This window comes from Micromonospora sp. CNZ285 (assembly GCF_004637285.1).
In genome coordinates, this window is record NZ_SPQD01000001.1 from 4,119,595 (window position 1) to 4,145,681 (window position 26,087).

21 protein-coding genes are annotated in these 26,087 nt (G+C 72.6%); 8 read left to right on the forward strand and 13 right to left on the reverse strand.

The annotated features are described in order from the left end of the window. Positions 1 to 54 precede the first annotated feature (54 nt). Entirely contained in the window at positions 55 to 1,572 is a 1,518-nt protein-coding gene (locus tag CLT75_RS18640) for an ABC transporter substrate-binding protein (RefSeq protein ID WP_135241769.1), read from the forward strand. Positions 1,573 to 2,239: 667 nt separating this feature from the next. Here CLT75_RS18640 and CLT75_RS18645 read toward each other — a convergent pair. From CLT75_RS18645 to CLT75_RS18660, 4 genes are all read right to left on the reverse strand, one after another. Next, a complete protein-coding gene (locus CLT75_RS18645; protein WP_135241770.1) occupies positions 2,240 to 3,703 on the reverse strand; it encodes a P1 family peptidase in 1,464 nt (487 codons plus the stop codon). A 191-nt stretch (positions 3,704 to 3,894) separates the two neighbouring features. Next, entirely contained in the window at positions 3,895 to 4,620 is a 726-nt protein-coding gene (locus CLT75_RS18650; protein ID WP_486485218.1) for a FadR/GntR family transcriptional regulator, read from the reverse strand. Between the two features lie 105 nt (positions 4,621 to 4,725). Beyond that, a complete protein-coding gene (locus CLT75_RS18655; RefSeq protein ID WP_135241772.1) occupies positions 4,726 to 5,136 on the reverse strand; it encodes an Asp23/Gls24 family envelope stress response protein in 411 nt (136 codons plus the stop codon). 91 nt (positions 5,137 to 5,227) lie between these two features. After that, a complete protein-coding gene (locus CLT75_RS18660; protein ID WP_135241773.1) occupies positions 5,228 to 7,363 on the reverse strand; it encodes a DUF3533 domain-containing protein in 2,136 nt (711 codons plus the stop codon). A 151-nt stretch (positions 7,364 to 7,514) separates the two neighbouring features. Here CLT75_RS18660 and CLT75_RS18665 point away from each other — a divergent pair, with 151 nt between their 5' ends. Then, on the forward strand, positions 7,515 to 8,159 hold the full coding sequence (locus CLT75_RS18665; protein WP_135241774.1) for a TetR/AcrR family transcriptional regulator: 645 nt from the start codon (positions 7,515 to 7,517) through the stop codon (positions 8,157 to 8,159). A 35-nt stretch (positions 8,160 to 8,194) separates the two neighbouring features. Here CLT75_RS18665 and meaB read toward each other — a convergent pair whose 3' ends face one another. After that, entirely contained in the window at positions 8,195 to 9,196 is a 1,002-nt protein-coding gene (meaB, locus tag CLT75_RS18670; RefSeq protein ID WP_135241775.1) for a methylmalonyl Co-A mutase-associated GTPase MeaB, read from the reverse strand. Positions 9,197 to 9,201: 5 nt separating this feature from the next. After that, positions 9,202 to 10,395 carry an acetyl-CoA C-acetyltransferase gene (locus CLT75_RS18675; RefSeq protein WP_135241776.1) on the reverse strand — a complete coding sequence of 398 codons (1,194 nt, stop codon included), beginning with the start codon at positions 10,393 to 10,395 and terminating at the stop codon, positions 9,202 to 9,204. Between the two features lie 62 nt (positions 10,396 to 10,457). Here CLT75_RS18675 and mce point away from each other — a divergent pair, with 62 nt between their 5' ends. The 5 genes from mce (at position 10,458) to CLT75_RS18700 (ending at position 17,763) form a co-directional block, all read left to right on the forward strand. Continuing rightward, the gene (mce, locus tag CLT75_RS18680; protein ID WP_135241777.1) at positions 10,458 to 10,922 is read left to right on the forward strand and encodes a methylmalonyl-CoA epimerase; all 465 of its coding nucleotides are present in this window, start codon (positions 10,458 to 10,460) and stop codon (positions 10,920 to 10,922) included. 278 nt (positions 10,923 to 11,200) lie between these two features. Further along, positions 11,201 to 12,556, forward strand: a complete 1,356-nt coding sequence (ccrA, locus tag CLT75_RS18685) for a crotonyl-CoA carboxylase/reductase (RefSeq protein ID WP_135241778.1) — start codon at positions 11,201 to 11,203, stop codon at positions 12,554 to 12,556. A 263-nt stretch (positions 12,557 to 12,819) separates the two neighbouring features. After that, positions 12,820 to 14,070, forward strand: a complete 1,251-nt coding sequence (locus CLT75_RS18690; RefSeq protein ID WP_013475376.1) for a DivIVA domain-containing protein — start codon at positions 12,820 to 12,822, stop codon at positions 14,068 to 14,070. A 171-nt stretch (positions 14,071 to 14,241) separates the two neighbouring features. Beyond that, a complete protein-coding gene (locus CLT75_RS18695) occupies positions 14,242 to 16,338 on the forward strand; it encodes a hypothetical protein (protein WP_135241779.1) in 2,097 nt (698 codons plus the stop codon). 327 nt (positions 16,339 to 16,665) lie between these two features. Then, entirely contained in the window at positions 16,666 to 17,763 is a 1,098-nt protein-coding gene (locus CLT75_RS18700; protein ID WP_209310471.1) for an AI-2E family transporter, read from the forward strand. Between the two features lie 3 nt (positions 17,764 to 17,766). Here the strand turns inward: CLT75_RS18700 and CLT75_RS18705 are convergent, their stop codons facing one another. The 7 genes from CLT75_RS18705 to CLT75_RS18735 form a co-directional block, all read right to left on the reverse strand. Then, positions 17,767 to 18,576 carry an alpha/beta hydrolase family protein gene (locus CLT75_RS18705; RefSeq protein ID WP_135241781.1) on the reverse strand — a complete coding sequence of 270 codons (810 nt, stop codon included), beginning with the start codon at positions 18,574 to 18,576 and terminating at the stop codon, positions 17,767 to 17,769. Positions 18,577 to 18,643: 67 nt separating this feature from the next. Then, positions 18,644 to 18,976 (reverse strand): hypothetical protein, encoded by a 333-nt coding sequence (locus CLT75_RS18710; protein WP_135241782.1) that lies wholly within the window; start codon positions 18,974 to 18,976, stop codon positions 18,644 to 18,646. A gap of 101 nt (positions 18,977 to 19,077) precedes the next feature. Next, on the reverse strand, positions 19,078 to 20,157 hold the full coding sequence (locus CLT75_RS18715; RefSeq protein WP_135241783.1) for a hypothetical protein: 1,080 nt from the start codon (positions 20,155 to 20,157) through the stop codon (positions 19,078 to 19,080). Further along, positions 20,154 to 20,648 carry a SigE family RNA polymerase sigma factor gene (locus tag CLT75_RS18720; protein ID WP_135241784.1) on the reverse strand — a complete coding sequence of 165 codons (495 nt, stop codon included), beginning with the start codon at positions 20,646 to 20,648 and terminating at the stop codon, positions 20,154 to 20,156. Before CLT75_RS18720 ends, CLT75_RS18715 begins: the two co-directional genes overlap by 4 nt. Positions 20,649 to 20,689: 41 nt before the next feature. Continuing rightward, positions 20,690 to 22,480 (reverse strand): 3-hydroxybutyryl-CoA dehydrogenase, encoded by a 1,791-nt coding sequence (locus tag CLT75_RS18725; protein ID WP_135241785.1) that lies wholly within the window; start codon positions 22,478 to 22,480, stop codon positions 20,690 to 20,692. Between the two features lie 123 nt (positions 22,481 to 22,603). Further along, entirely contained in the window at positions 22,604 to 23,668 is a 1,065-nt protein-coding gene (locus tag CLT75_RS18730) for an alpha/beta fold hydrolase (RefSeq protein ID WP_135241786.1), read from the reverse strand. A gap of 249 nt (positions 23,669 to 23,917) precedes the next feature. Beyond that, positions 23,918 to 24,364 carry an FHA domain-containing protein gene (locus CLT75_RS18735; protein WP_135241787.1) on the reverse strand — a complete coding sequence of 149 codons (447 nt, stop codon included), beginning with the start codon at positions 24,362 to 24,364 and terminating at the stop codon, positions 23,918 to 23,920. Positions 24,365 to 24,582: 218 nt separating this feature from the next. Between CLT75_RS18735 and CLT75_RS18740 the strand changes: the two genes are divergently transcribed. Next, complete coding sequence (locus CLT75_RS18740) at positions 24,583 to 26,085, forward strand: aldehyde dehydrogenase family protein (RefSeq protein ID WP_135241788.1); 1,503 nt, start codon at positions 24,583 to 24,585, stop codon at positions 26,083 to 26,085. Positions 26,086 to 26,087: the final 2 nt, after the last annotated feature.

Genomic DNA, 26,087 nt, shown 5'->3' on the forward strand with positions numbered 1-26,087 from the left:
TCCCGCCTCACAGGCTACGAGCGCCCTTGGCGTTCTTCGCGATGGGACACACGAATGAATCGGCTGAAGATAACGCTGCCCGCCGTGCTGCTCGCCACGGCGCTGGCTCTGACCGCGTGCAGTAGCGACGGTGACTCGGAGACCACCACCGGCGGTGGTTCCGGCAACGGTACGGTCACCCTCGGCGCCTACCTCGAGCCGGTGAGCCTCGACCTGACCGCCGAGGCCGGCGCCGCGATCCCGCAGGTCCTGCTCTACAACGTGTACGAGGGCCTGGTGCGCCAGAACGCCGGCACCGGCGAGGTGGAGCCGCTGCTGGCCAGCGAGTGGAAGGTGTCCGACGACGGCACCAAGTACTCGTTCAAGCTGCGCGACGGCGTGACCTTCCACGACGGCCAGAAGCTCACCGCGCAGGACGTGGTGTGGAGCTTCAAGCGGGTCACCGCCGAGGGCTCGACGAACCCGTTCAAGTCGCAGATGACAGTCGTGAAGACCGTCGAGGCGCCCGATGCCTCCACCGTGGACGTGACGCTGTCCCGGCCCAGCCAGAGCTGGCTGTTCGACGTGGCCGGCCGCGTCGGCGTGGTGCTCAAGGAGAACGCCACCGACCTCGGCACGAAGCCGAACGGCACCGGCCCGTTCAAGTTCGACAAGTGGAACCGCGGCGACAGCATCACGCTGGTGCGCAACGACGGCTACTGGGGTGAGAAGGCCAAGGTCGGCACCGCCGTCTTCCGGTACATCACCGACGCCAACGCGCTGAACAACGCGATGCTCTCCGGCCAGCTCGACATCGTGGCGAACATCCAGGCGCCGCAGCTGCTCGAGGTGTTCAAGGGCAACAAGCAGTTCGAGGTGGTCGAGGGCAAGACGACCGGTGAGGTCGTCCTGGCGATGAACAACGCCAAGGGCCCGCTGGCCGACGCCCGGGTGCGCCAGGCCATCCGCCACGCGATCGACCACGACGCGCTCATCAAGACCGTCTGGTCCGGCTACGGCACGAAGATCGGCAGCATGGTGCCGCCGAGCGACCCCTGGTACGAGGACCGCACCGGCGACTTCCCGCACGACCCCGCCAAGGCCAAGCAGCTGCTCGCCGAGGCCGGCCACGCCAACGGCCTCACCCTGACCATGGACGTCCCGCCGCCCGGCTACGCCCGCGCCTCCGCGCAGTTCGTCGCCTCGCAGCTCGCCGAGGTCGGCATCAAGGTGACCCAGAACAACGTCGAGATGCCGCAGTGGCTCGACAAGGTGCTCGGCAAGGCCAACTACGACCTGTCGATCATCGCCCACGTCGAGCCGCGTGACCTGGTCCGCTACGGCCAGCCGGACTACTACTACCGCTACAAGAACCCGGCCGTCACGCAGCTCATGAACGAGGCCGACACGGCTCTGGACGCGGCGACCCGGGACAAGAAGTTCGCCGAGGCCGCGAAGGTCATCTCGCAGGAGGCCGCCAGCGACTGGCTGTTCCTGCTGCCGAACCTCGCGGTGATCCGCGACGGCGTCGAGGGCTACCCGAAGGACGCGGTGACCCAGTCCTTCGACGTCACCAAGGTGTCCAAGAAGTAATCAGCTCCACGCACACAGAAGGACCTGGTGGGCTTCCGCCCCCCAGGTCCTTCTGCCATTCCCCCCGCTCCCCGCTCCCCGCTCCCGCGATCTTGCACTTGCGGCCCCTGGCGCGGGGGATTTGACACCTTTCGCCGGGGCACCAAGTGCAAGATCGCCGGGCTAGGAGGGCCGGGGATGCCCGGGAGTCCTGGTCTGCACACGGTGGACTGACACGGCGTGCTGCCTGCGTGGCCGAGACCGCGGGGCGTCGACACAACGCACTGCCGAGCGAGGGCTGGAACCCGAGTGGACGCGTTCCGCCCGGTCGACGACCACGTCCAGCCCCACGGTGCAGCCTCTGCGTTCGGCGCCGGCGCGACGCAGCGAGCTGCCGAGGGCAGCGCATTCCGGCTCCCCTCGGCACGCCGAGGGGCTGACGTGCTGCCAAGTGGCTCGGCCTTGAACGCCCCGCTGCGTCGATCTTGGAGTTGTGGCGCCTGGGATGCCCCGTATGCGAGCTGTGTGAGGTGCCACAAGTCCAAGATCGGCGGGTTACACCGAGGCGCGGACGAGCCACCGACCGGCGCGGCGGGAACGACGTGAGGCGGGTCCCGTCCGGGTGGACGGAACCCGCCTCGATCGTCACGCGCCTACGGTGCCGGCGCGAGGTGAGACAGCGTGCGTGTCAGCTGAGCCGGGCGGAGGGCGTCCGGCGGCGTCCCCGCAGGTGCATCCCCAGCAGGCCGACGCCGAGGATGGCGGCGGCCAGCAGGCCCGTGGTCACGCCCGTGGAGAGCGTGGGGCCACCGGTGTTACCGGAGGCGAGAACCATGCCGTTCTGCGACTCCTGCTCAGTGGTGTTGCCCGCCGGAGCGGCCTTGGACTTGGGCTTGTCCTTGCCCTTGCCGTTGTCGGCAGCGGCCGGCGCGGGGACCGGGGTCTGGGCCAGCGCCTGGGTCGCCTGGGCGAAGGTCTGCGGGGTCACGTCCGGGGCGTTGCCCTGCGTACGCCACTGCTTGAGCTGCTTCATGCCCTTGCAGGCCGAGGGGTAACGGTCGCAGTAGCTGGTGGTGTTGCCGATGCTCTCGGACGAGAGGACCGCCTTGGCGATGGCCCGGGCGAGCGTGCTGGCGCCGGCGTTGAAGATGGCGTTGAGCTGGCGGCTGTCGGCCGGGTCGTTGATCTGGAGCGCCTCGCCCTTGCCGGTGGACACCGCGAACACGGTGTCACCGTCGCCGAGCGTGTGGATCGGGCTGATCGCGCGGGCCATGCCGTCGTGCGCGTTGCCGGACATGCGCTGCGCGGCGGCCTTCTCCAGCGGGGCGTTGGTGGCGACCACGGCGATCGTGGTGTTGGCCGGCTGCTCGGCGGCGGCGGCCGGCGGGGTCGGCGGGTTGCACTCCTTCTTCTTGGGAGCCTTGTACCCGGCGAACTCGTCGCCGATGCCGTACTTGACGCCGTACAGGGTGCAGTCGGCCGGGTCGACCGGGGAGCCGGCCGGGTTCACGATAACCATCGCGCCGACGTAGATGCCGTCGCCGAGGTGGACGCTCGCGGTGCCGACGCCACCGCGCATGCCGCCGCCACGGGCGCCGGTGCCGCCGCCGACGCCGCCCTGGCGGACGGGACCGTCCGAGGTGGCCTGTGCCGCGAGGTAACCCCACTCGGCGGAGGTGCGGGCCTTCGGGTCACCGCCGCGGCCGAGGTCGAAGATGTCCGCGGCCGGCACGATCGGGGCCACGCCGCCGGCGCCGACGCGTACGCCCTCGCCCCGGTCCTCCAGCCAGCGGATGATGCCGTTGGTAGCAGACAGCCCGTACATGCTGCTGCCGCCGAGCTGGATCGCGTTGACGCCCGGGTTCGAGTTGAGCGGGCTGAGCAGGTCGGTCTCCTTGGTGGCGGGGGCGCCACCACGCTGGTCCACACTCGCCACGGACATCTGCGGCATGTAGACGACCGAGGTGCCGGTCAGGTACGGAGCGGTGTCGGACTGGACCTGGCCGACCTGGATGCCGGGTACGTCGGTGATGGCGTTGTGGGCGCCCGGGGCGCCGGCGGCGGGGTTGGCCGACGCGGGCGACCCGACGAGCACGAGTCCCGGACAGACCAGGGCTGCCGCGGCGAACGCGGCGAATCTGGACGACTTCATGCAGCTTCTCCCATGTGAAGCGGTGCGACCTCCGCCCCGATCCGGGGCGGTCGATGCATTGGGCAACTGGTGGTCCCCCGTGGTACACGACGAGATGTGGGGGAGGCTACTGGTCAGACCAGTTGAAGGGAAGAGCCTGCTCAGCTGATGGCCGCCTCGGATAATCCGAGGTCAGGCCACATCAGGCGGATTCAGAGCAATACGTCCACCATCGAGCGGCGCGCCTCCGGCACGTACTCGGCGTAGTAGTGGTGCAGCTCCTGACGGGTCAGCCGGGCCACCTCGTCGGCCTCGCCCGCCCGCATCGCGTCGATGACGCGCCGGTGGTGCGCGAGCGTGCGCTCCATCAGGGCCTCCGGGTCCGCAGCCTGTGCGAGCTTGGTCGAGATCAGGTCCAGCACCATGCTCCGGACCGCGTCGAGGCAGAGCACCAGAAGTTCGTTCCCGGACAGGCGGGCGACGTGCTCGTGGAAGCGGACGTCCGCCGCGCTGAACGCCTCGTAGCCCTCGGCGACCGCGTCGCGCATGCCCGCCAGTGCCTGCTCCAGCTCGTCCAACTCGGACGGTGACGCCAGCCGGGCGGCGACCGACCCCGCCGCCGATTCGATGATCATGCGGAACTGGAGCAGCTCCGCCACGCCGAGCCGCCGGCTGTCCACGACCCGGGCGAACAGCTTGCGCATCGCCGAGGCGGTGGACGCGATCACCTGCGGCCCGAGCGGGTCACCGGGGCGCGAGCGGACCAGGCCGCTGCTCTCCAGCACGCGCAGCGCCTCACGCACGGTGGACCTGCTGACGTCGAACTGGGTCGTCAGCTCGCGCTCGCTCGGCAGGCGGTCCCCCGGCCGCAGGTCGCCGGCGGCGATCCGTTCCTCGACCTGCCGGACGATCCCCTCGTACGCCCTCACGGTGCGCACTGGCGCGAACGAGACACCCTTCGGCATGGCGAACCTCCCGACGCACGGCGGCCTCGCGCCGCTGGGAACAACGGTACGGGTCGTCTGCCCGCCGGCGGGGCAGGGTCAGACGGCGGGAGGCGGCGAGTCCATCGCCACGTCGTCGACCTTGATGTTGATCTCGTCGACCCGCAGCCCGTACGCCTCGACGGCGGACACGACGGCGGCCCGAACCGAGTCGGTCACCTGCGGAACCGGGTGACCGGCCTCGATCACGAGGACCAGATTGATCACCGCCGCGCCGTTCGTGACGTGGGCCGAGCAGCCCCGGCGGGCGTCGCCGACCTGGTCGAGCCCGACCCGGTCGAGCACCGCGTTGAAGAACCGGGCCACGTCACCGCCCAGCTCGGCCACCCCGGGCACCCCGCGGGTGGCGGCCACCGCGATCTTCTCCACCACCTCGTCGGAGACGTGCGTGGTCCCGCCCGCCACCGCGTCCGGCGTGATCGACAGTTCCTGGGTCGCCTCGTCAGCCATGCTCTCCCACCCGTCGCACCGCCCCGCGCCGACGGCGTGGGGCGGTGCGAGCGTACTAGGCGTGGGCGCTCCGCAGTGGACGGAGCCCGGTTCAGCGCGCCCCGGCCGGCGCCGGCTCGCCGACGACCCCGTCCAGCCCGCCGGAGGTGTCCGGCGCCGGGTGCGGCCCGGTTCCGCCGGCCGTCCGCTCCCGGCGCCGGAGCCACCAGTCGACGCCGAGGTTGAGCAGCAGACCGGCCGCTGCCCAGATCGCCACGACGGCGAGGTTCCGCCCGACGCCGACGCCGTCGAAGTAGGCGAGCGACCGGGCCGTGTCCACGGCGGCGGGCAGCGGCAGGACGCCCTGGAGCGTCCGGAAGAACTCCGGCACCATGTAGATCGACAGGCCGCCGCCGGAGGCCGGCACACCGGCCATCATCAGCACCACCATCATCGGGACGATCGCGGCGAGGCCGAAGGTACGGGTGAACACCCCGGTCACCGACGACACGGCGAAGATGGTGAGGGCGCCGAAACCGATCATCTCCAGGGCGCTCCCGTCGACCGCGCCGATGATCACGTCGAACAGCAGCCACAGCCAGGTGGACATGCCGATCGCCCAGCCGCCGAGGATCGGCAGGAACTGGCGCAGCCGCCGCAGGTGCGGCGCGCCGCCCCGGAGCACGGCGAGCATCAGGAACCCGGACATGATCCAGGACATGCCGACGTAGAGGCTGTTGCTGCCCATCGTGTCGGTCCTGCTGAGCGGCGCCACGTCGGCCACCGCCAGCGGCGTCTGCTGCCCGGCGGCGATCTGGCGGAACATGGTCTGCACCATCATGTGCTGGCTGGACCCGGCCGCCGACGACGAGTACAGGGTGGCCTCGCCGCCCGGCGTCGCGGGCAGCACGTACGCGGCGACCAGGTCCTGGGCGAGGATGCGCTCCCTCGCCTCGTCCAGCGACGCGGCCACGGAGATGTCGGCGACCCCGCCGAGACCGGCCCGCAGGCCGGCGGCGACCTGCTCCGCCTGCTCGGGGACGGCGGCGACCACCGCCACCGGGATGTCGTGCGGCTCGGGCTTGTGCATGGAGAAGCTCATCAGGCCCACCACGGCGACCAGGATGCTCAGCGGGAACGCCGCCACCGTCACGTACCGGAACCGCTTGGACCGCGGCGGGCCGCCGGCGAGCGCGGGCAGCGGCGTGTCCGGGCCGTCGACCTGCGGCGCCTGCGGGATCGGCGCCCCGCCGCGCTCCTTGAGCAGGCAGAGCAGCACGGCGGCGACGATCCAGGCGGCGAGCGTCAGCAGGTGGACGCCGATGCCCCGGCCGTCGAAGTAGAGCGCCGACCGCAGCGCCTCACCCGCCGCCGGCAGGGGCAGCACCCCGTGCAGGAACTGGAAGAAGCCGGGCATCGTGTCGACCGGCAGCGCCAGGTTCGACGCGGGCATGCCGAGCACGACGAAGAACAGCATCCCGAGCAGGACCGCCAGCGGCCCCATCACCTTGGTGAAGAGCAGCTGGGCGAGACCGACGGCGCCGGTCGTGAGCATGCCGACGCCGAGGAACGTGAGGTAGTGGCCGTCGACCGCGCCCACACCGGGTCCGAGGATCAGCCAGATGATCGTGCTGGTCAGCGCCGACCAGCCGGCCGCCAGCGGAACGAACCGCCGCAGGCGCAGCAGGTGCGGGGTGGCCATCAGGAGCATGCTCAGCGGTACGTAGCCGGCGAGCATCATGCCCATCGCGGCGAACAGCACCGAGATCCCGGCCCGGTCGTCGTCGGGCAGCGGCGCGACGTCCTCGGTCGTGGACGCCCACTGCTGCTGCACCGCGACCGGGGCGAGGAGCTGTTGCGCGGTACCGGCGCGGGAGGCGCCGGCCGCCGACGCGGTGATGATCGTCGCCTGGTCCGAACCCGCCGCCGGGAGCTGCAAGGCGCCGCTGATCTCCCGGTCCCGCAGGAGTTCCACGGCGGCGTCCCGGGACCCGACCAGCCGGGCCTCGACCGGCTCGCCGGCGGTGGCGTTCAACGCGTCGACGACGCCCTGGGCCTCGGCGCCGCTGCCGATCACCGCCACCGGCATCTGGCGGGGGTGCGGCGAGTGCATCGTTCCCACGTAGGTCGCGAACATCATCGTGACCATGAGGAACGGCATGACGAAGAGGGCGACCGAGCGGATGATCCGCTCCTTGCGGTCGGCGGCGGTCGGCTCGGCGGTCGCCGGGTCGGTGGAGGGCGGCACAGGCATGCTCCGGGGTGGGTTCACGGCTGCGTCGGCAGCCAAACGTAAGTCAAGTGACTTACGAAGTGTAGGTGACGCGTCCGCCGGAAGACGAAACGACTAGGTTTGGCCTGCGCCACAGCGAGGCGCCGGTCCAGGGAAGCGAGGGCTCATGGCACGGTCGGAGGCGGCCCGTACCGCGCTGCTCGACGCCGCCGAACGCCTGTTCGCCGAGACCGGGATCGCGCAGGTCTCCGACCGCAGGATCGCCGAGGTCGCGGGCAACACGAACCACTCCGCGGTGCGGTACTACTTCGGCGGCCGGGAGGGCCTGCTCCGGGCACTGGTCGCCCGGCACATGGACGCCCTGACCGAACCCCGCCGGGCGATGCCCGAGCAACCCGACTCGGTGCTCGGCGACGTCCGCAGCCTCGTCCAGCCGTCCATGGCGGTGCTCGCGAGCCTGCCCCGGCCGAGCTGGCGGGCACGTTTCCTCGCCCAGGCCCTGCACGACCCGACGCTGCGGGTGCTGATGCGCGAGGCGTTCGAGTCGGCCTTCGTCGACCTGCCGGTCCGCGCCTCACTGGCGTCCCGGCTGGCGCACCTCGATCCGGGGGTGGTGGCCGGCCGGGCGGCGCTGATCGCCCGCATCGTCATGACCGCCACCGCCGAGGTCGAGGCCCGCGCCGAACAGGACGGGCAGGACCCGCGCTGGCTGGACGTCGGGGACTTCCTCGCCGACGCCATCGCCGGCATGCTGGCGGCCCCGGTCAGCCGGCCCGGAACCGCCAACCCGCTCACCGGCGCGGAACTCTGAGAGGCCGGCCGGGGTGACCCCGGCCGGCCCGCGCCTCAGGAGCCGAGCTGGGAGAGCAGTTCCTCCGCCGCGGCGTACGGGTCGATGGCGCCCTCGGCCACCTTCGCGGCGAGCGTCGGGAGCTGCGTACCGTCGCGCAGTGAGCCGATCCGAGCGCGCAGCACGCCCAGCGCGATGGCCTCGATCTCGGCGGCGGCCCGCGCCTCCCGGCGGCGGCGCAGCTCGCCGTGGCGCTCCAGCCAGTCGCGGTGCTTGTCGATCGCGGCGGCGATGTCGTCGATGCCCTCGGCACGGGCGGCGATCGAGCGCACCACCTGCGGCCGCCACTCCCCCGGCCCGCGCTCGCCGAGCGCGATCATGCCCTGGATGTCGCGGACGGTGGCGTCCGCGCCGTCCCGGTCGGCCTTGTTGACCACGAAGACGTCGGCGATCTCCAGGATGCCGGCCTTCACGGCCTGGATCGCGTCGCCCATGCCCGGCGCGAGCAGCACGAGCGTGGTGTCGGCCAGCGAGGCCACCTCCACCTCGGCCTGCCCGACGCCGACGGTCTCGACCAGCACCACGTCGCAGCCGGCGCCCTCCAGCACGCGCACCGCCTGCGGCGTCGCCGCCGAGAGCCCACCCAGGTGGCCCCGGCTGGACATCGAGCGGATGTAGACGCCGGGGTCGGTCGCGTGGTCCTGCATCCGGACCCGGTCGCCGAGGATCGCCCCGCCGGTGAACGGGCTGGACGGGTCGATCGCCAGCACGCCGACCCGGTGGCCGCGCGCCCGCAGCGCCCGGACCAGCTCGTTCGTGGTTGTCGACTTGCCCACGCCGGGCGAGCCGGTCAGGCCGACCACCTGGGCGTGCCCGGCGTACGGCGCGAGCGCCGCCGCCACCTGCGGCAGCACCTCGTCGCCGGACTCGACCAGGGTGATCAGACGGGCCACCGCGCGGGGGTCACCCGCGCGGGCCCGCTCCACCAGCATGGGTACGTCCCGGCTGCGGCGCACCGGGCCGGTGGCCGCCGCCGGGGCGTTACGTGCGTCGTTCAAGACAATCAGCTCTCGGCGCCGTTCGGTACGTGGATGATCAGCGCGTCGCCCTGCCCGCCACCGCCGCAGAGCGCCGCCGCGCCGGTGCCGCCGCCGCGCCGCTTCAGCTCCATCGCGAGCGTGAGGACGAGGCGGGCGCCGGACATGCCGATCGGGTGGCCGAGCGCGATCGCGCCGCCGTTGACGTTGACCTTGTCGGGGCTGATGCCGAGGTCACGGGTGGACTGGATGCCCACCGCCGCGAACGCCTCGTTGATCTCGATGAGGTCGAGGTCCTCGATGCTCAGGCCGCCCTTCTTCAGGGCGTGGTTGATCGCGTTCGAGGGCTGCGAGTGCAGGGAGTTGTCCGGGCCGGCCACGTTGCCGTGGGCGCCGATCTCGGCCAGCCAGGTCAGGCCCAGCTCCTTGGCCTTGGCCTTGCTCATCACGACCACGGCGGCGGCGCCGTCGGAGATCGGCGAGGAGCTGCCGGCGGTGATGGTGCCGTCCTTGGTGAAGGCGGGACGCAGCCTGCCGAGCGACTCGGCGGTGGTGTCCGGGCGGATGCCCTCGTCCTCGCTGATCACCAGCGGGTCGCCCTTGCGCTGCGGGATGACCACCGGGGTGATCTCGTCGCCGAAGTGGCCGTTCTTCTGCGCGGCGGCGGCGCGCTGGTGGCTGGCCGCGGAGAACGCGTCCTGCTCCTCGCGGGTGATGCCGTGCTTCGCGCCGTGGCGCTCGGTGGACTCGCCCATCGAGCAGCAGTCCCAGGCGTCGGTGAGGCCGTCGAGGGCCATGTGGTCCTTGACCGTCACGTCGCCGTACTTGTAGCCGGAGCGCTGACCGAGCAGCAGGTGCGGGGCGTTGGTCATGGACTCCATGCCGCCGGCCACCACGACGTCGAACTCACCGGCCCGGATGAGCTGGTCGGCGAGCGCGATCGCGTCCAGCCCGGAGAGGCAGACCTTGTTGATGGTCAGCGCCGGGGTGGACATCGGGATGCCGGCCTCGACGGCCGCCTGCCGGGCCGGGATCTGCCCGGCGCCGGCCTGGAGCACCTGGCCCATGATCACGTACTGGACCTGCTCGGGCGCGACGCCGGCGCGCTCCAGGGCCGCCTTGATCGCGATGCCACCGAGCTTGGTCGCGGGGAGGTCCTTGAGGTTGCCCAGCAGGCGCCCCATGGGGGTCCGCGCGCCGCTGACGATCACCGAAGCCATTGCCTGCCTCCGAGGGGGTGCCGACCTGTACGCCTTAACGATTGTTCGGTCAGACTAGCGTCATGGCTGAGAACTCCCCCGTCGAGCCCGCTGCCGAGTTTGTCACAGACATCGGCCTGCGCCGCATCGACCACGTCGGGATCGCCGTGGCCGACCTGGACGCCGCGATCGACTTCTACCAGCGCACGTTCGGGATGCGCTGCGTGCACACCGAGACCAACGCCGAGCAGGGCGTACGCGAGGCGATGCTCGCGGTCGGCCCGGACGCCTCCGGCGGCATGGTGCAGTTGCTCGCGCCGCTCTCGCCGGACACCACGATCGGCAAGTTCCTGGACAAGCGTGGTCCCGGCATCCAGCAGGTGGCGTACACGGTGACGGACATCGACGTGGCCTGCGCGGCGCTGCGTGAGCGCGGCGTCCGGCTGCTCTACGACGCACCCCGGCGCGGCACCTCGGACTCCCGGGTCAACTTCGTGCACCCCAAGGACGCCGGCGGCGTGCTGATCGAACTGGTCCAGCCGGCCTGACGCGCGTGGAGGGGCCGGTCGCGGCCCCTCCCGGCATGTGGGAACGCGCGCGGCAGTGCGCGCTTGCGCGTTCCCACGGACACCTCCACGCATCGGTGGATGCAGTTTTTCACAGAGGGGTTCCCGCTTTAGCTACCGTTCAGTAACGTCCGCCCGAACAGCAGCGGCGACCGGTGCCGAATGTGTCGATTGCCGACATGGCGGTCCCGTCGCACCGGCGCCGACGATGGCAGCACCCCTGCCCGCGGTTTGCGGGTGCGGACAAACGGGAGGTCACCGTGCAGGACATCCTCGAAGCGATCATGGCGGCGGAGGGTTCGTCGCAGCCGGAGCGGGAGCTCGCCGGCCTCGCCGGCCTGCCCGTGCCGGAGAGCTACCGGGGCGTGGTGGTGCGTGCCGAGGACACCCGCATGTTCGAGGGCATGGCCACCCGCGACAAGGACCCGCGCAAGGCGCTGCACGTGCAGGAGGTGCCCACCCCCGAGCTGGGCCCGGGTGAGGCGCTCGTCGCGGTGATGGCCAGCGCGATCAACTACAACACGGTGTGGACGAGCATCTTCGAGCCGCTGCCGACCTTCAAGTTCCTCCAGCGCTACGGCCGGCTCTCCGAGCTGACCCGCCGCCACGACCTGCCGTACCACGTGGTCGGCTCGGACGCCGCGGGCGTGGTGCTGCGTACCGGCCCGGGCGTGACCAAGTGGAAGGCCGGCGACGAGGTTGTCGCGCACTGCCTCTCGGTCGAGCTGGAGGACTCCGCCGGCCACGACGACACGATGCTCGACCCGCAGCAGCGGATCTGGGGCTTCGAGACCAACTTCGGCGGCCTGGCCGAGCTGGCAATCGTCAAGGCCAACCAGCTGATGCCGAAGCCGCGCCACCTGAGCTGGGAGGAGGCGGCCAGCCCGGGGCTGGTCAACTCCACCGCGTACCGGCAGCTCGTCTCGCACCACGGCGCGAACATGAAGCAGGGCGACGTGGTGCTGATCTGGGGCGCGTCCGGCGGCCTCGGCGGGTACGCCACCCAGATGGCCCTCAACGGCGGCGCGATCCCGGTCTGCGTGGTCTCCTCGCCGGAGAAGGCCGAGCTGTGCCGCAGGATGGGCGCCGAGCTGGTCATCGACCGGACCGCCGAGGGGTTCAAGTTCTGGTCCGACGAGCAGACCCAGGACCAGGACGAGTGGCGCCGCTTCGGTGAGCGCATCCGCGAGCTGACCGGCGGCGAGGACCCGGACATCGTCTTCGAGCACCCGGGCCGGGAGACGTTCGGCGCCAGCGTCTACGTCGCCAAGAAGGGCGGCACGATCGTCACCTGCGCCTCCACCAGCGGCTTCAACCACCAGTACGACAACCGCTACCTGTGGATGCACCTCAAGCGGATCGTCGGCAGCCACTTCGCCAACTACCACGAGGCGTGGCAGGCCAACCGGCTGGTCGCGCTGGGCAAGGTGCACCCGACCGTGTCGAAGACGTACGCGCTGGAGCAGACCGGCCAGGCCGCGTACGAGGTGCACCGCAACGCGCACCAGGGCAAGGTCGGCGTGCGGTGCCTCGCCCCCGCCGACGGGCTCGGCGTCCGGGACACCGAGATGCGCTCGCGCCACGAAAGCGCCATCAACCGGTTCCGCGGTCACTGACCGTACGGTCGCACCGGATTGCCTTTCCGGCCGAGCCGGGCACCATTCGACCGGCGTACGCACAAAGGGCCGCGGGTACCGACCCGCGGCCCTTTTCGCGCCGCCTTCCCCGCAGAAGCCCGACCCGCCCCACCCGCCCGGGAGCTGCCAAGATCGCCAATTGGTCCGGTCTCACCGGCCGACCGAGTTGACCATGTAAACAGGACGCGAAAGGTGCCCACCGCTCTTGCGAACCACCCTGGGGCGTCTGCCAGTATGTCCCAATGCCCCAGCAGCAGTCCTCCCCTCTTGCGTTCTTCGATAACGCGAACTCACAGCCCGATTTCACCGTTGGCCTGCGTGGTTACAACACCAACCAGGTCGACGACTTCATCGGCCGCCTCAGCGCCGCCCTGAGCCAGTCCGAGCAGGCCCGCGCCGAGGCCGAGCAGCGGATGAACGACGCTCAGCGCCGGCTGCGGCAGGCCGAGCAGCGCCAGAGCGCGCTGGAGCAGAAGCTCACCGAGACCAACAAGCAGCTCGAGGAGAACAGCCGGCCGACGCTCTCCGGCCTGGGCACTCGCGTCGAGCAGATCCTGCGGCTGGCCGAGGAGCAGGCCAACGACCACCGCAACGAGGCCAAGCGCGAGTCGGAGGGCATCCTCTCCGCCGCCCGCCTCGAGGCGCGTGAGATCACCGACAAGGCCCGCGCCGAGGCCGCCGCCATGAAGGCGACCGCCGAGCGCGAGGCCGGCAGCGTCCGTACCGCCGCCGAGCGTGAGGCCGCCGAGGTCCGCGTGCAGGCCCGCCGCGAGGCCGACACGCTGCGCGCCGACGCCGACCGGGAGACCAAGCAGCTGCGTACGGTCACCGCGCACGAGGTGGCCGAGCTGAAGTCGACTGTCGAGCGCGAGGTCGCCACGCTGCGCGCCACCGCCGAGCGGGAGATCACCCAGCAGCGGGCGAAGGCCGCCCGGGAGGCCGAGGAGAAGCGGGCCGAGGCGACCAAGCTGCTCACCGACGCGCGCGACAAGCGCGACAAGGACCTGCAGGCCCTGGAGCTCCAGCTCGCCGAGCGGCGGGAGAAGGCCGAGCGCGAGGAGTCGGAGCGGCACGCCGCCCAGGTCGCGCAGACCCAGAAGCTGGTGAACGAGGCCGAGCAGCGCGCCCGCGCCGCGCAGGAGCGGGCCAAGGAGATCGAGCAGCGGGCCGAGGCCCGGCGGGTCGAGTCCGAGCGCACCGCCAACGAGACCGTCGACAAGGCCAAGGCGCTGGCCGACAAGACGCTCAACGAGGCGCGCGCCGAGGCGCAGCGGGTGCTCAACGAGGCCCGTACCGAAGCCGAGCTGACCACGCAGGCGGCCCGCCGCGAGGTCGAGGACCTGACCCGTCAGAAGGACGCGGTCACCTCGCAGCTCGGGCAGATGCTGTCCGGCCTGGCCGGCATCGTGCCGGGCGTGCCGGCCGGCGGCAAGGCCGAGACGCCGAAGGCGGACGCCTCCGGGCAGAAGGTGACGGCCGAGTCGGCCGGCTGATCGGACACCCGCTGTCGGGGGCATGAGCCACGGCGCGGGGTGACGCCGGGTGACCGGTGTCGCCCCGCGCCGTCATGCTTGTGCGGCCCGTTTCGCCAGGAGGGTGAAGTAGCTCCCAGAAGGGGCGTCCGTATCGCCCCAGCAGAGCCGGATGCGTGTGAGGATGGGGGCATGTCGCACGGCGAGGAACTGTTCGCGCTCGGCGGGGACGTGACGACGGAGCCCAGCTTCGAGTCCGCCCTGCGGGGATACGAGAAACGACAGGTCGACCGCTACGTCGCTCGCGCGGAGCACGAGATCGCGGCGTTGACCACCGAGCGGGAACAGGCGTACACCCAGATCCACAAGCTGGCCGGTCAGGTCGAGGTGCTCCAGCGCGACCTGGCCCAGGTGCGCAAGCAGGCTGCGGTGGTGGACCGGGCCTCGTTCCGGCACCTGGGTCCGCGTGTCGAGCAGATCCTCACCATGGCCGAGGAGCAGGCGGACGAGATCCTGGCCGCCGCCAACGAGGAGATCGAGGCCCGCCGCGCCGCCGCCGAGCACATCGTCGAGGAGGCCCGGGAGCAGGCCGCCCAGGCGCTCAAGGACTTCGAGATCGCGCTCGCGGCCCGCCGGACCGAGGAGGAGCGGCACACCGCCGCCCGCAAGGCCGAGGCCGAGGCCACGCTGAAGGCTGCCAAGGACGAGTCGGCGAAGCTGCGCAAGGACGCGCAGGACGAGTCGACGAGGCTGCGGACGGCGGCCCAGGACGAGGCCGAGAAGCTGCGCCGGACCGCCCAGGACGCGCTGGCGAAGGCCCAGCAGGAGGCCACCCAGCTCCGCGACACCGCCAAGGAGATCCACTCCCGGGCACAGCAGGAGGCCGCGCGGCTGCGGGAGTCGGCCAAGGAGGCGCTGGCCAAGGCCCAGCAGGAGGCGAACCAGCTCCGCGAGGCGGCCAAGGAGGTGCACGCCAAGGGCCAGCAGGAGGCCAAGCGGCTCACCGACGCCGCCGCCGAGGCCGGCCGGGCCACGCACGCCAAGGCGCTGGCCGAGGCCAAGAAGATCGTGGACGACGCGGAGGAGGCCGCCAAGGCCACCCGCGGCCGGGCCCGCAGCGAGGCCAACCGGCTCACCACCGAGGCCGCCGAGGCCGGCAAGCGCAACCGCGCCGAGGTCGAGGCGTACGTGCAGCGCATGCGCACCGAGACCGAGGCGTACGTGCAGCAGGCCCGCGCGCAGACCCAGCAGGAGCTGGGCGCGTGGCGGGCCGGGGTGGAGAAGGAGGTCACGGAGCGGCGCGACGGCGCGGAGAAGGAGCTGGCCCAGCGCCGGGCCGCCGCCGAGCAGGAGTTCGCCAAGCGCCGCGACGAGCTGGACAAGCAGCACGCCAAGCGGCAGGAGGAGCTGGAGCAGGCGTACACCACGCGGCGCGACGAGATCGAGCGCACCGCCGCCGACGTCCGGCAGGCCGCCGAGGCCGACGCGCTGAGCATGCGGCAGCAGGCCGAGCTGGAGGCCGCCGAGCTGCTGCGCCGCGCCGAGGCGGACGCCGGCGCGCAGCGCCGCAAGGCCGACGAGCACGTCGCGGCCTCGCGACGCCAGTTCGAGGAGTACGCGGCCACGACCCAGCAGCACCTCGCGACCACGCAGCAGCACCTGGCCGCAACCCAGCAGGAGGTGGCCGCCGGCCGGCAGCAGCTCGCCGGGGTGATGCTGGAGATCGCCAAGGCCCAGCAGGAGCTGGCCGACCTGCGTACCGAGACCTGGAAGTCGCGGCAGGAGTCCGACGACCTGCAGCGCCGCCTCACCGACCTGCGGCGCGACGCCGACTCGGCCGGGATCGCGGCCACCCCGGTCGACCCGGACGATCTGCCCGCCGCCTCCACCGGCCGGTCCACCGGCGACGGCACGCCGGCGGGCGAGGGCACGCCGGTCACCAGCGGCGCGGAGAGCCCCGGCGACACCCCGGCCGGCGGCGGTGCGCCGGTGGCCGCGAAGGGCACCGCCACCGCGGTCCCCAACGGCGCCGGGCCGGCCAAGGGTGACGGCGAGCCCGCCGACGCGGGCAAGGCGAAGCCGGTCGGCGAACCGGTGACCACGATGGACTCCCCCGCCGGCGCGGGCGTCGACGGGGAGCCCACTGTTGCCGCCGTGCCGGGCGAGGGCGGCCGGGGCGCCACCCCCACGAAGATCACCAGCACCGGTGAGAACGGCAAGCGCCCGACCAAGCCGACCACCGACGAGCGCAGCGCCAAGCCCAGCACGGTGACGGTCGACAAGGACTGATCCACCCGGACCCCGCCACCTCCCCGAACTGGCGGGCGACCCGCGCCAGGCCGGCCCGGCGGGACGGCCCGGCGGGATGGTCGGGGCGGACGGCGGCGACTACCCTGCGGGCAGAGGGCCGCGCGTCGGCCGTGGACGGCACCGGCGGGCGAGCCGGGCAGCGGGGAGGCACGGGTGTCACAGGAGGGTTCCGCCGCCCGGGACGACGAGGCCGCGGACGTGAACACCTCCGGCTCCCCGACCGGCGACGCGAGGCCCGCAAGCGACACCACGGGCACCGCGAGTGAGACCACGGGCACCGCGGAGCACGCGCGGACCGGCACCGGCATGGGCGGCGAACGGCCCGTCGACGTCGAACCGGGTGAGTTCGAGCCGAGCGGGCGCTTCGGCCTACCGGGACGCCCGCTGCGGCGCAGCGCCTTCCTGGTCGGGTTCACCGGCGCGCTCGGCGTGCTGCTCGCGTACGCGTTGTTCCTGGGCATCCGCAACGCCGCCGGCATCCTGGTGCTCGTGGTGATCGCGCTGTTCCTCGCGGTCGGCCTGCACCCGGCGGTGGTCCGGCTGCGCAAGTGGGGCGTGCCGCGCGGGCTGGCGGTGGCGGTCGTGACGCTCACCCTGCTGCTGCTGATCGTGGCCGGGCTGCTGGCGCTGGTGCCGCCGGTGGTGACCCAGTCCGGTCAGTTCATCCAGCAGCTGCCCGGGTACGTCGAGGAGCTGCGCCGCAATCCCACAGTCAACGACCTGGTCATCCGGTACGACGTGATGGAGCGGGTCCAGGCGGCGGCGAACGCGGACAACGTCGGGCGGGCGCTCGGCGGGGTGCTCGGCGGCGCGCAACTGATCTTCGGGACGATCTTCCGCCTGCTCACCGTGCTGGTGCTGACGATCTACTTCCTGGCGTACTTCGACAAGCTGCGCGAACTCGGGTACGCGCTGGCGCCGCGCTCGCGCCGGGAGCGGGTCCGGCTGATCGGCGACGAGATCCTCACCCGGGTCGGCGCGTACATGGTCGGCGCGCTCGCCATCGCGGTGCTGGCCGGGGTGAGCACGTTCGTGTTCGCGCTGGCGGTCGGCCTGCCGTACCCGTTCGCCCTGGCCGTGGTGGTCGCGGTGACCGACCTGATCCCGCAGATCGGCGCGACGCTGGGCGCAGTGGTGGTGACGCTCGTCGGGCTCGCCACGGACCTGCCGGTGGGCATCGCCTGTCTGGTGTTCTTCGTGATCTACCAGCAGGTGGAGAACTACCTGATCTATCCGAAGATCATGCGCCGGGCGGTGTCGGTCAACGAGGTGGCCGCGCTGCTGGCCGCGCTGCTCGGGGTGGCGCTGCTGGGCGTGGTGGGCGCGCTCATCGCGATCCCCACCGTGGCCGCGTTGCAGCTGATCCTGCGCGAGGTGGTGCTACCCCGCCAGGACGCGCGCTGAGCGCTACTCGGCGCGCCGCTGGGCCGGGCCGGGCACCGGGGTGTCGGCGAACGCGGCGACCGTGCGGTCGGCGTACGCGCTGACGTCGCCGGTCTCCATCGGGCCGTCCCAGGTGGTGGGCAGCGGCAGCGGTACGCCGGGGGCGACCCGCCGGACGATCTCGTCCAGCACCTTCTCCGCGTCGCCGACCCAGAGGTGCTTGGCGCCGTCCACGCCCACCACCTCGGCCTGCGGCACGGCGGCGAAGCGCTCCCGGGCCTCCTGCGGGCGCAGGTAGTCGTCGAACTCGGGGACCAGCGCGGTGAGCGGCTTGCCCGTCTCGGCCCAGACCCCCAGGTCCTCCGGCGCGGAGTAGCGCAGCGGCGGGGAGAGCAGGATCGCGCCGGCCACCGCCGGGTCGCAGCCGTACTTCAGCGCCAGGTCGGTGCCGAACGACCACCCGACCAGCCAGATGTTCGGCAGCTCGTGGAACTCGGCGTACTCGATCGCGGCGGCCACGTCGAACCGCTCGCCGACCGCGCCGTCGAACGCTCCCTCGCTGGTGCCGCGGACGCTGCTGGTGCCCCGGGTGTTGAACCGGAGCACGGCCAGGCCGGCCAGCGCGGGCAGCCGCCAGGCCGCCTTGCGGAACACGTGGCTGTCCATCATCCCGCCGTGCGTGGGCAGCGGGTGCAGGCAGACGAGTGTGGCGGCCGGTTCGCGGTCCAGCGGCCGGGCCAGCTCGCCGACGAGCGTCAGCCCGTCGGCGGTGTGCAGCTCGATGTCCTCCCGGCGGCCGGGCAGGATCGACGACGCGCGAATCGGAGTGCTCACGCCTGCCAGTCTCCCGCGTCGGCGGCCCCGCCGCCCAGCGGGACGGGAACCGGGTGATCCAGATCGCTCAGCCGTAGCGCGGGGCGCCCCGGCCGCGCTGGAGGTTCGGTCCGCGCCGGTCCCGGGCCCGCCAGCAGCCGGAGTGCCAGTGCCGACGGTCGGTCAGGTCGCCCCGGTCGTCGGCCGGCCAGGCGACCAGGTGCGCCACGCCGGGACGGATCTCCTGGTCACAGCCGGGACAACGGTACGTCTTGACTGACGCCCCGCCGCTGATCGCGCGTATCTGCCAGTCGCCGTCGCGCCACTGCTGCACGGTCGGCACGCCGTGGCGGGCACGATCGGCGTCCAGGCCGGGGTTCTCCTCCCGGCGGGGGCGGTTGCGACGAGGGCTCACGGTCACCAAGCGTACGGTCCGCCGGCCGGACCCGGGTCGGGCGATCTTGGTACGGATGCGCCCTTCCCGGGGCCGTTCCGTACCGAGATCGCCCTCGTGGTGGCCGATCAGGGCCAGGTCTGCGGACGGGTGAGGTCTCTCGCCACCTTTGTCCCGACGAGCACCGTCGCCGCGTCGGCCTCGGTGAAGTTCACCTGGCCCGGGGGGCCGTCGCCGGGGAAGGGCCAGGCGAAGTCGACTGTCAACCGCACCTTGGGCAGGCCGAGCAGTTCCAGGCGGTTGCCGTCCGGATACCGGAAGCCCGGGCGGCCACCCAGGTCGCGGTTGCTGGCGCGGCCCGTGTCCTCCCCCATCTCCGCCCCGTAGACCAGCGTCATCCACATGTTTGACGAAGGTGCCCGGAAGACGGTGAGCTGAACCGTGAGGCCCTTCGGGAAGGCGGCCGCATCCACCGAGCATCCCGTCACCGCCGCGTCCGCCGGCAACGTGGTCGGTCGGACCGGCCCGGTGCATCGCCGGGCCTCGTCCCAGCGCACCAGGCCGGAGACCCGTTTCAGGGCGGCCACGTTACCGCGCAGCGTGGCCGCCCGGGCGTAGAGACCGGGGAACGGCTGCCACGACGTGACCAGACCGTCCGTACCGGCGACGCGTAGCACGCCACCGTCGAAGGCCAGCCGGCCGCTGACGGCCTGCGTCGGGAAGCCGTCGATCGAAGTGTTGTCGAGAGCCTTCGCCACCGGGCTCACCTCGAGCAGGATCGGGTGTCCCTCGCCGTCGCTGAACCGGATCGACTCGACCCGGTTGGAGCTGTGGACGGACCAGCCCAGGTAGCGGGCACGGGTGGTGTCGACGCCCAGGTGCAGCACCTGCGGATCGGTGCCGACCAGGTCGGGGCGATCACGCGCCCCCGACACCCCGTCGGCGAGCGGCGGCACCGGGGGTGGTGCCGCCTCGGCCGTCGCGGCCGTCCAGGGCATCCGCCCGGCCAGCCCGCCCACGTCCGCGCGTATCGCGCCGGTGAAGCCGAGCACGCCGACCAGGGCGAGCGCGGTGCCGGCGGTGACCCGGCGGCGTACCCGACGGCGCCGGCCGAGCGCGCGGGAGCGGCGCAGCAGGCGTCCGGTGTCTGTCTCCCCCTCGGCGTGCTCCCGCAGCACCGAGATGATCCGCTGGTCGAGGTCGGTCACGGCCGGCTCCCCTTCGTCATCGGGACGCCGTAGCGCTCCCGGAGGTGGGCGAGCGCCCGCATCGCGTGGGTGCGGACGGTGACCGGGGAGCAGTCGAGGATCTGGGCGATCGTGGCGTCGTCCAGGTCCTCGTAGTAGCGCAGCACCAGCACGGCGCGCTGGCGGTCCGGGAGGGCGCGGATCAGCCCCCACATCTCGTCCCGGTCCGCCGCCTCGCCGCCGAGGTCGCCGCGTCCGGGCCGGTCGGCGAACGTGTCCACCGCCAGCTCACGGTTGGACCGCCGCCGCCACCAGGACGTGTTCGCGTTGACGAGCATCCGGCGCACGTACACGTCGGGCCGGTCGACCCGGGCGATCTTCCGCCAGTGCACGTACGCGCGCGCCAGCACGTCCTGGGTCAGGTCCTCGGCGCGGTGCGCGTCGCCGGTCAGCAGCCGGGCCAGACGCAACAGAGCCGGGCCGCGGCTGCCGACGTACTCCTCGAAGGTCACACCCGGAAGACGCCGTCACCGGGCCCGGCTGTTGACAGCGGTCAGCGCCGGGTGTGGTCGCGGAACCCGCGGCCGGACTTGCGGCCCAGGTAGCCGGCCGTGACCAGGTGCTCCAGCAGCGGCGCCGGGGCGAAGCCGGGCTCGCGCAGCTCCAGGTACAGCTCCCGCTGGATGGCCAGCGAGACGTCCAGGCCGACCACGTCGAGCAGCTCGAACGGGCCCATCGGGTAGCCGCAGCCGAGCTTCATCGCGTAGTCGATGTCGTCGGCGGTCGAGTAGCTGGCCTCCAGCATCTTCACCGCGTCGTTCAGGTACGGGAACAGCAGCGCGTTGACGATGAAGCCGGACCGGTCGCCGCAGACCACGCCGGTCTTGCCGAGCTTCGCGCAGACCGCGCGGGCGGTGGCCGACGTCTCGGCGGAGGTACGGATGGTCTGCACGATCTCCACCAGCGGCATGATCGGCGCCGGGTTGAAGAAGTGCAGGCCGACCACGTCGGCGGGACGCTGGGTCGCCATCGCCACGTCGATCACCGGCAGCGACGAGGTCGTGGTGGCGAGCACGACGCCCGGCTTGCAGATCTCGTCCAGGCTGGCGAACAGCGCCTTCTTGACGCTCAGCTCCTCGACCACGGCCTCGACCACCAGGTCGACGTCGGCCAGGTGCTCCAGCGTCGCGGACCAGGTGATCCGGCCGAGCGCGGCGTCCCGGTCGGTCTCGCTGAGCTTGCCCCGCACCACACCCTTGTTCAGCGAGGTCTTTACCGACTCGCAGACCTTCGCGGACTTCTCCGCGCCCCGGGTCACCGAGATGACCTCGTACCCGGCCTTGGCGAACACCTCGATGATGCCGGTGGCCATGGTGCCGGAGCCGACCACGCCCACCTTCGCGATGGCGCGGGCGCCGTCGGCGAGCGCGGCGTCCGCGGCGAGCGGCGTGTACTCGTCGGGTACGACCTTCGGCGAGCCCGGCCGCTCGTAGGTGTAGAAGCCGCGACCGGACTTACGGCCCAGCAGCCCGGCGGTGACCATCTGCTTGAGCAGCGGGGCCGGGGCGTGCCGGCGGTCCCGGCCGCCGCGCCGGTACATGGTGTCGAGGATCTCGTACGCGGTGTCCAGGCCGATCAGGTCCATCAGCGCCAGCGGGCCCATCGGCAGGCCGCAGCCGAGCTTCATGGCGGCGTCGATGTCCTCGCGGGTGGCGTAGCGGGCCTCGAACATGCCGACCGCGTGGTTCAGGTAGCCGAACAGCAGCGCGTTGGCGATGAAGCCGGCCCGGTCGCTGATCGTCACGTCGACCTTGCCGAGCCGCTCGCAGAGCACCTCCACGTCGGCGACCACGTCGGCGGAGGTGACCACCGTGCGGACCACCTCGACCAGCTTCATCACCGGGGCCGGGTTGAAGAAGTGGATGCCGATGACCTGGTTGGGCCGGGTGGTGGCGACGGAGATCTCGGTGACGCTCAGCGAGGACGTGTTGGTGGCGAGGATCGCCTCAGGCTTGCAGACCCGGTCCAGCTCGGCGAAGATCCGCTGCTTGAGGTCCAGGTGCTCGGGCACCGCCTCGATCACCAGGTCCACGTCGTGCAGCGCGTCCAGGCCGACCCGGAAGTCGACCCGCGCCATCAGGGCGTCCCGCTCGGCCTCGGCGAGCTTGCCCTTGGCGACGGCCCGGTCGGTGGAGCCGGTGAGCGTGGTCCGGCCGCGCTCCAGCGCCGCGTCGGAGATCTCGACGGCTGTGACGTCGACGCCGTTGCGGGCGAACACCTCCACGATGCCGGCACCCATGGTGCCCAGACCCACCACGCCCACCCTGGTGAACTCCCGCGCCACGACCGGCCTCCCCTGGCTCGACTCCGCCGTCCGCGACATGAACGGCCGCTAAGGTTATGCGCCGGAGTCTGCCACGTGACGCTGTGTTGTCGAGACGCCGTGGGATATTTCACGCACCGCGCCTCACCCGGTGGCGTTCTCCCCGGCCAGCGCCAGCAGTTCGGCGACGAACTCCGCCGGCCGCTCCAGGTGCGGGCTGTGCCCGCAGCCGGGCAGCACCACCTCCCGGTACGTCCCGCCGGCCGCCGCGTACCGGTCCAGCACCGCGCGGGTCTGCCCCACCATCGGCTGCGGCGGGCACTCCCGGTCGCCGGGCCAGCCGGGCACCACACCGAGCCGGCCGAGGTACGCCAGGTCGAACAATGAGGTGTCGGAGACGATCACGTCGGCGTCGCCGCGTACCCAGGTCACCGGCGGCTTGACCGGCACGGCGACCAGCTCGTCGGCGAGCCGGAAGTGGGCCGGGGCCAGCGCGTTGAGCACGCCGCGCGGCCCGGCGGCGGTCCCCGGCCAGTGCGGCGAGGCCACAGCGGTGCCCGGATAGTTGTCGTCCCCGGTGGCGGTGGTCAGCATGCTCTCCAGCAGCAGGTCCTCGTCGTCGCCGAGGGACGCGGGGTCGGCCACGTACGCGGCGCGCAGCACCGCCCGCGGGCTGGTCGGGCCGTCGGCGCTCCGGTCACCGGCGGCGAGCCGGGCCACGAAGTCGGGGTTCGCGCCGCCGGCGCCGGTGCCGGCGAAGTCGGGCGTGGTGGGGGTGCCGTCGAGGTCCCGGGTGCCGCCGAAGCCGTACGGGGACACCGGCGCCTCCAGCAGCAGCCCGGCCACCCGCTCGGGGTGGCCGACGAGCAGCCGCATCGCCACGCCGCCGCCCAGCGAGTGCCCGGCCACCACCGGCCGGGCGCCGGGCGCGAACAGCCCCGGGGCGTCCAGCAGCGCGGCCACGTCGTCGGCGAAGTCGTCGAGCCCTCGGGTGGCGTCGACCGGCGCGGTGTCTGTCTCGCCGTAGCCGCGCAGGTCGGGGGCGACCACCCGCAGCGTCTCCGGCAGCCGGGCGAGCAGCGGTTCCCAGAAGGCGGAGGAGGAGACGTTGCCGTGCACCAGCAGGACCGGTACGCCGTCCGGTGGACCGGCCACGCGGACCGCCTGGGTGATGCCGTTGGCCTGGACCGTGAGCCGTGCGCTGCGCATCCGCGCATGCTGGCATGGGCGCCGGCCCCCGGTCCATGTGCCCCACCGACACACCGGCCCGCCGAGGGGTGGGCGCCGGACCACCCCAGACCACCCTCCGCCGGTCGCGTGGCGGCGGTGATCAAGGAGTTTGCGCCCCCGCGGGAGTCATTTCCGTACCCAAAGTCCTTGATCACCGCGAGTGGGCGGGACAGGAAGGGGGCGCGCCGGTAATCAGCGGCCCCGAGGGCCCAGCGGATGCCCGGAGGTCTAGCTCACGTCGGCCGGCTGCGCCTCGCGCGCCTCGATCGGCTGGCGCGGCCCGGGGACGGGCAGCGGCACTGTGGGGCGCTGGTCGCGGCGCATCGCGCCGAAGCTCATCCCGACCGGGTCGGTCCGGGCCACGCCCGGGTCGTAGAGGCGCAGGTCGGTGCGGCCGAGCCGGACCACGTCGCCGTCGGCGATCGCCACGCTGCCGGTGACCCGAGTGTCGTTGAGCCAGGTGCCGTTCGTCGAGCCGAGGTCGGTGAGCAGCACCCCCTCCGGGGTGGCCCGGACGGTGGCGTGCCGCCGGCTCAGGTGCGGGTCGGCGAGCACGATGTCGGCGGTCGGCGCACGGCCGATCACCTGCGCCTCCTGGCCGACCCGGAACGTGAGCCCCCGCATCGCCCCGCCCGACACCGTCAGCAACGGCATCAGCTCAGGATGCTCCTCCATGGACAGTCGACCTCCACCCCACATCGCCCCGCGGCGTCAGCCTGCCACCTCACCGTAGTGGCTTGCACCACCGCGCGGTCACCCCCGCGACCCCGGCCGGTCATCTCCCGTTCGCCGTTTCGGACGGCACCTCCGTCGATGCGACGGCTGATCGTCCGCGCAGCGTACGGCGCGTTCGACACCTACCGGCGAGTAATCCTCGGGTCTAGACTTCGGCCATGACCGCTGTGCATGTGCCGGGCGCCCCGCTCATCTCCGACGGTCGGCTGGTGTCGACCAGCCCGGCCACCGGCGCCGAGGCAGGCAGTTTCCCGCTGGCCACCGAGGCGGACGTGCGCGCCGCCGTCGACCGCGCCCGGGCAGCCGGCGACTGGTGGGCCGGGCTCGGCTTCGCCGGCCGGCGTGACCGCCTCCAGCGCTGGCGCGGCGTGCTCGCCCGGCGGATCGAGGAACTCGCCGACCTGATGCACACCGAGGGCGGCAAGCCGGTCGGTGACGCCGTGGTGGAGATCCTCACCGCGCTGGAGCACATCGACTGGGCGGCCCGCAACGCGCAGCGGGTGCTCGGGCCGCGCCGGGTCCGCTCCCGCCTGATCCTCGCCGAGTTCACCGGTCACCTCGAATACCAGCCGTACGGCGTGGTCGGTGTGATCGGCCCGTGGAACTACCCGGTCTTCACCCCGATCGGCTCTGCCGCGTACGCGCTCGCGGCCGGCAATGCGGTGGTGTTCAAGCCCAGCGAGTACACCCCGGCGGTCGGCCAGTGGCTGGTCGACAGGTTCGCCGAGGTGGTGCCGGAGCAGCCGGTGTTCCAGGTGGTGCACGGCTTCGGCGCGGTCGGCGCGGCGCTGTGCCGCTCCGGGGTCGGCAAGGTCGCGTTCACCGGCTCGACCGCCACCGCGAAGCGGGTGATGGCCGCCTGCGCGGAGACGCTCACGCCGGTGCTGCTGGAGGCCGGCGGCAAGGACGCGATGATCGTGGACAGCGACGCCGACCTGGACGCCGCCGCCGACGCGTGCGTGTGGGGCGGGATGACGAACGCCGGCCAGACGTGCATCGGCATCGAGCGGGTCTACGCGGTCGACCAGGTCTTCGACGCCTTCGTGGAGAAGGTGGTGGCGAAGGCCGGGCGGCTCACAGTGGGCGCCGACGGGTCCGACCTCGGCCCGATCACCATGCCGTCGCAGATCGACGTCATCCGCCGGCACATCGATGACGCGCTCAGCCGGGGAGGCCGGGCGGTGCTGGGCGGCCCGGAGGCGGTCCAGCCGCCGTACGTGCACCCGACGGTGCTCGTCGACGTGCCGGAGGACTCGACCGCCGTGCAGGAGGAGACGTTCGGCCCGACGCTCGTGGTCAACCGCGTCCGGGACGTGGACGAGGCGGTCGAGCGGGCAAACGCGCTGCCGTACGGGCTCGGGGGTTCGGTGTTCGGCCGGGCGCGGGCGGTGGCGGTGGCGCGGCGGCTGCGTTCCGGGATGGCCTCGGTCAACTCGGCGCTGACCTTCGCGGGCATGTCGACGCTGCCGTTCGGCGGCACCGGCGAGTCCGGCTTCGGCCGCATCCACGGCGAGGAGGGGCTGCGCGAGTTCGGCCGGCCCAAGTCGGTCACCCGCCGCCGGGCCCGGTCGCTGCTGCCGGCGATGACGTTCGAGCGGACCCCGGCCGACATCGCCCGGATCATCAAGATCGCCAAGCTGATGTACGGCCGGGGCCGCTGAGG